Below are 4840 nucleotides of genomic sequence, written 5' to 3'. Positions count from 1 at the left end.
GCGGGAGGATACTGTGCCTGGTGAGGAGCGAACCGGAGACACACCCCACCCCAGCCCGCCCCCGCTGGGGGCGGGGGTCAATGGGTTGGCGAGATTCAGCAATGCATGCGCTTCCAGGTGCTGAGCGAGCTGGAGGTGTGCGATCCCAGGGTGATACCGGTCTTGCGCACGATGGTAATCAGGTGGCGCGGCGGGGTGACGTTGGTTTGAGGGACGCATGACGTAAGCTCATGCCGGCGGGTATCACTCTCTACAAAGGCCGCCGCACCGGGATGCCAATGGCGCGAGGGAAGCGGTTGGGAGTAGGAGTAGTTTTGGTTACAATCACCAGACTACGCGGCTCTTCATCAGGAATCTCGACCGGCAGGCAGGCGCTGACTTCGCCACCAAGCAGGGTGAGGGCATTCTGGGCAGCAGCAATTTCTGCTTCTGGATGCCGCCCTTTGGGGGCAAGCAGGTGCCCACCGAGGCGCAAGAGTGGCAAGGCGTATTCGAGCAACACCCGTAATTCGGCGACGGCACGAGCAGTCACCACCTGGTAGTGTTCGCGTTCGGTCGGGTTCTGGCCGACGGTTTCAATGCGCTCGTTTAACACCCGAATATTGTGCAACTGAAGGCAGTCAATGACGTGACGCAGAAACGTGGCCTTTTTGCCGGTAGCCTCTACCAGGGTGACCGGCAGCGCAGGATAGAGGATTTTGAGCGGCAGCGCCGGAAAGCCGGCACCGCTCCCAATATCGATCAAACTATCCGGTGGCGTTTCCCAGACCCGGGCCAACCAGAGCGAGTCAAGCAGATGCCGACGCACCATCGCGACCCGATCACGAACGGCGGTAAGATTAAAGCGTTCGTTCCAGATCATCAGCTCATCCAGGTAGCATTCAAACTGCACCAACTGGTGATCGTTCAGCGATAGACCCCAATCGGTAGTGGTTTTTCTGAGCAGATGGGCAGTGCTGTCGGTCATGCTTCCTCAGCTCGATACAGGCGATGGCGAGTAATATAATCAAGAACGGCGTCTGGCAACTGGTAGCGTACCGGACGACCGGTGGCGAGGCGATAGCGCAGATCGGTGCTTGAGATGGCGAGTTGCGGTCCCTCAATCACCGTTATCCGATTAGTAAAAGCTGGCACGGCAGCAAGCAGAGTTGCCGGTTCGAAACGATACCCAGGCCGTTCAACAACTGCCAGATGGGCGATACGGGCAATCTGATCCGGATCGCGCCATCGGGGCAGGTCACCGGCAGCATCGGCACCAACGATAAGGGTGAGATGTACACCGACACCATAACGCTCCCGGCAGATTCGGAGCGTATCGATGGTATACGAGGGTGATGGCCGTTCCAATTCAAGCGCCGAGGGGATCAGCCTAGCATTCCCAGCACATGCCAGCTTGACCATCGCCAACCGGTGATGGGGTGCAGCACCATGAGTCGGCTTGAGAGGCTGGACGGCAGCCGGAATAATCAGAACCTGGTCAAGGTCACAGACCCAACGCACTTCTTCGGCAATAGCAAGATGACCGAAATGAATTGGGTCGAACGTACCTCCATAAATCCCCAGGCGGCGAACAGTGATCATGACTTGTGCAGCTTATTCTTCACTAAGCTCACGTGCTTCCTGAAAAAGGTGCCAGATAAGCCAGACCAAATCGTTCTGATCATCGGGATGGAGGTCATCGATATACGGCCAGATCAGCTCGGCCACATCACTTCGCGGCAAAAGACAAACTCGTTCACCCAGCGCATAATGCAACTGAATTGCCAGTTCATCGGCAAGCTCTGCAAGATCACTTTCAGGAAGCCGGTCATCGGTTGTAAAACGATAGCCGCGCATACCAGACCACCTTACCGTTGCCTGAGTGTACGGGTTCGCCGATCATCTTCATAATACTCTTCCTGGTCGCGTTGGGAAATCTGGCGTGTTACCGATTCGTGTTGCCCGGAAGCAGATGATCGACGCGGCAAGAGGGAATTATCGGTCAGTGTCTCAGCGACAAAATCGAGGTACTGTCTGATGTCTTCGTTATCTTCGAGACTGTTGAAAGGAACGGTTGCACCGCTCACCGTTTTCACACTCTCGCCAATATCACGGAGCGTAGCATCGATTCCTTTTACCAGACCTCGCATCACTGCCGCCAATTCTTCCCGTTCCTGTACCGTAAGATTGGCAAAACCAATGAGTGCCTTCTCTTGAGCACGGAGCAGTGTGGCCCGAAGAATGGCAATATCGGCCTGGGTTTGCAATTCATACCGACGCACAAGATGCGCCTGCCGCACCTGCTCAACCAGCTCTTCCGACGTGACCGGCGTCCAGAGCAGGGCAGGGATGATAATAAACCCGATAATGCCAATCAGCACCTGTTGAATAACCAGACCGGTACTTTGCACAACGGGTTGCGAAGCCCACCAAGTCCACTGAATCTCAAACGAATAATAGACAAGATAGAGTGCGGCAATCATCACCGCAACATATCCCCACGTGCGCGCATTTATCTTCTGGAGGAGCATACCACCAGGTGACCACGGGATCAGGAACGACATCAGGCTTGGGGGTGCCAATACCAGAATAGCGGTATAGGCAGCAGCGATAATCCAGTTACCGGTCAACTGGCTCTGAACCCCCCACCAGTAAACGGCAGAGCCTATCATGGCAATGAACGCAAGAATAGCCAACAATGACTTTGATGTGAACTGCCATCCACCCCGGCGACGTTGTCCGCGCACCATTTCCAGATAGCGACTGCTCACGGCGATTTCCTTACTACTAAAATGAATACTAGTAAAGCCGACAAAGGCAAAGCCCATTATACTACCACACTGCAACAGATGTGCAACCAACTACCTAGGTTGCACCTCAGGAGTCAAAAAAACGAATGTCTCAATCCAGTCGGAGTATCCGGCAGCCCGAATCCGTTCGAGCACAGCGGGAGAGAGTGCGGTAATTCCATAACCGCGATTCACTTCATACGGCACTTCAAGGGCAAGCTGGCCATTTTCACGAAATGTGAACGTTGCCTGGACCATAAAATCACCATTTAAAATACCAAGGAGAACTTTTTGTTGATTTACTGGATCGTACCAGTAAAGTTCACTTCGTTTGGTGTTGTATGAACGAGGAGTAGCAAAGATTTGCCGTTCCAATTGCTGGGCGCGCCAGCGTTCTTCCGGCGAGAGCGAGGGCAATGTCGGCAGCACAAGGGTTGGTGCTGGAGGAATGGTTGGCGTTGGTGGTACAACTGTAGGAGGTTGCGGCGTCGCCACAATAAGCACAGCAGTTACCGTATGTGTTATTACAGGGGCAACAGTAACCGATGCCGACGGCAACAGCGTCGGCACTGCTGAAGCGCGCAGCGTTTGTGCTAGTGGTGGCAAGGTAGCCGGCAATGGTCCGTTCACATCAATATTCGTTGGTAATGTCGAAAGACAACCACTTAACAATGCGACAACCACACCTGCCAGAAGAAACCAGCGGTAACGGTGGCTCATCGCTCAAAACCATGCGCTTTCTAAGAGAAATATAAGGAACCCTTTCCCTACAGAAGGGTTCTTCCATGGTATTACAGGTTGTGGCAAATGTCAATGATTTTTGACAAATATGGAGAAGCTGTCTCAACAATTGGTGGTTGGCGGGTGGGAGTGAAACACCATCCACGTGTTGGTACGGTCAAACTACTTTATCGACAGGCGTGTGAGGTGTGTCTCATCCTTGATGCCGTTGCACGTCGTATGGTCTGATACGGCATGATGTGGCTGTTCAGGGTGTTGTATGGTAGGAAATGTTTGAAGTGAAAGCACGGCTTTTACACGTCAAACGAGACGAAACCTTCATCCCTTTCAGCGACTTGGCGGGACCGATCCAAAGAGACTGTGCCGGGAGGTGTAGGTAAAACGTTTCGGATAGATGTTGGTACTGTTCAAACACTAAGAGCCTATCCGAAACGTGGGGCATTCCAAGCTAAAGCCTGTGGTACAGGGTAAAGCCTGCGCTGTATTCGTACTCGTCTAGGCGGTGCATGACAGGCTAAAGCCTGCGGTACAGACTGAAACGTGCCTCAGAAGCGATGTTTCGGATAGATTCTAAGAGTAGGCGCTAGTGGTGAATAGCATAACCGCCTGAATATCCGCAAACTTGCCTGTCGGCCCCTCCAGACGACGCAAAGAAGCGCCGGTAGCGGTAGGTTCGGATAGGTTCCGATAAGGGTTGGCGGGCTCAGGGGGTCTAAATATATGGGCTGACGCGGCTTCTGCCACATCGGGATACCCAATTGCATATCTCCGGGAATCTCTCGCACACAGCTTCAAGAACAGCACCAACCCGCAACTAGCACGCAACACTCGATAGGCCAGTATCACATCCATTCGTAGCCTTTCACGACCTATCTCGGATGATCGTCGGATCACGGGTTATGAACGATCCTACACCGGATTTGATGTAACCGCATACCGAGATCATTCAGCAGCACGCGACTCTCACGAATGTACGCAGGAAATGCTCGCGATCCGCTTTCCAACCGGTATCGGTGATGGAGAACCGGTTACGGCGTTCTTTCAAACCTCACCAAATTCGTAATATTTCGTAAATACTTGACAAATCTTGAAAATCACTATAGACTATGGAAACCATTCCAGATAAGCATCAAACGGGACAGTCGTGTATGACAGAACACAGCAATGAGGCGCTTCCGCCAGAAGTACGGCGTGATCAGATTATGGCCTTGCTCCAGCGCTACGGTCAGATCACCGTGAAGTGGTGTGCCGAGCAGCTCGGTGTTTCTGAGGTGACGATTCGGAGCGATTTCGCCATTCTCGAACGAGAGGGCATGCTGCGCCGTGTGTGG

At 53.3% G+C, this 4840-nt stretch carries 6 protein-coding genes; 1 reads left to right on the top strand and 5 read right to left on the bottom strand.

Translation table 11 applies throughout. From position 1 onward, the window contains the following. Positions 1–250 precede the first annotated feature (250 nt). The 5 genes from rsmG to VAE55_RS02375 form a co-directional block, all read right to left on the bottom strand. The gene (gene rsmG / locus VAE55_RS02395) at positions 251–967 is read right to left on the bottom strand and encodes a 16S rRNA (guanine(527)-N(7))-methyltransferase RsmG (protein ID WP_322814223.1); all 717 of its coding nucleotides are present in this window, start codon (positions 965–967) and stop codon (positions 251–253) included. Further along, on the bottom strand, positions 964–1581 hold the full coding sequence (gene nadD, locus VAE55_RS02390; protein ID WP_322814222.1) for a nicotinate-nucleotide adenylyltransferase: 618 nt from the start codon (positions 1579–1581) through the stop codon (positions 964–966). The genes rsmG and nadD overlap by 4 nt, the downstream gene beginning before the upstream one ends. A 12-nt stretch (positions 1582–1593) precedes the next feature. After that, entirely contained in the window at positions 1594–1836 is a 243-nt protein-coding gene (locus tag VAE55_RS02385) for a hypothetical protein (protein ID WP_322814221.1), read from the bottom strand. An 11-nt stretch (positions 1837–1847) separates the two neighbouring features. Beyond that, positions 1848–2750: a hypothetical protein gene (locus tag VAE55_RS02380; protein ID WP_322814220.1), complete on the bottom strand. Its 903-nt coding sequence runs from the start codon at positions 2748–2750 to the stop codon at positions 1848–1850. A gap of 90 nt (positions 2751–2840) precedes the next feature. Next, positions 2841–3488 carry a hypothetical protein gene (locus VAE55_RS02375; protein ID WP_322814219.1) on the bottom strand — a complete coding sequence of 216 codons (648 nt, stop codon included), beginning with the start codon at positions 3486–3488 and terminating at the stop codon, positions 2841–2843. Positions 3489–4657: 1169 nt separating this feature from the next. Here VAE55_RS02375 and VAE55_RS02370 point away from each other — a divergent pair. Continuing rightward, positions 4658–4840: DeoR family transcriptional regulator (locus tag VAE55_RS02370; protein ID WP_322814218.1), on the top strand; the 183-nt coding region annotated here is incomplete at its 3' end.

The sequence above is a fragment of the Chloroflexus sp. genome, assembly GCF_034432675.1.
Lineage (GTDB): Bacteria > Chloroflexota > Chloroflexia > Chloroflexales > Chloroflexaceae > Chloroflexus.
The sequence above is the reverse complement of the archived record's forward strand: the minus strand, read 5'-3'. Positions and strand labels throughout refer to the sequence as shown.